1 protein-coding gene is annotated in these 674 nt (G+C 66.6%); it reads left to right on the top strand.

Features of this window, described 5'->3' with window-relative positions; all coding sequences use genetic code 11:
- Positions 1-674, top strand: a 674-nt coding sequence (locus IVB32_RS07360; RefSeq protein WP_247410053.1) for a pseudouridine synthase, incomplete at both ends; no start/stop codon positions are given.

The following is a 674-nucleotide window of genomic DNA, read 5'->3' as shown; positions in this document are numbered from 1 at the left end:
AAGCCGTTGCCGGAGCGCGAGCGCACGCGGCTGTTCCTCTATCACAAGCCCCGCGGCCTCATGACGACGCATGACGATCCCGAGGGCCGTCCGACCGTGTTCGACAATCTGCCCGAAGGTCTGCCGCGGCTGATCAGCGTCGGCCGGCTCGACTTCAACACCGAGGGCCTGCTGCTGCTCACCAATGATGGCGGGCTCGCGCGCACGCTCGAGCTGCCGGACACCGGCTGGCTGCGCCGCTACCGTGTCCGCGCCCATGGCGACGTCACGCAGGCGCAGCTCGACGAGCTGAAGAACGGCATCGAGATCGAGGGCATCAAATACGGTCCGATCGACGCCACGCTGGAGCGTGACCAGGGCGCGAATGTCTGGCTGGTTTTCGCGATCCGCGAGGGCAAGAACCGCGAAGTGCGCAACGTCTGCGCTCATCTCGGGCTCGAGGTGAACCGGCTGATCCGGGTCTCCTACGGCCCGTTCCAGCTCGGCGAGGTCCCCGAGGGCCAGGTCGACGAGATCAAGTCCCGCGTGCTGCGCGACCAGCTCGGCGAAAAGATCATCGAGAAATCGGGTGCGCAGTTCGACGTGCCGCAGAAATCTGCCTCGCATGAGGGCGACGACGTGCCGCGCGAGAAGAAGCCGGCGACCAAGCGCGGCGTGATCAACGACCGCAAGGG

This window comes from Bradyrhizobium sp. 23 (assembly GCF_023073295.1).
Lineage (GTDB): Bacteria > Pseudomonadota > Alphaproteobacteria > Rhizobiales > Xanthobacteraceae > Bradyrhizobium > Bradyrhizobium canariense_D.
Note: the sequence above shows the minus strand (reverse complement) of the source record. Positions and strands in the feature narration are given on the sequence as shown.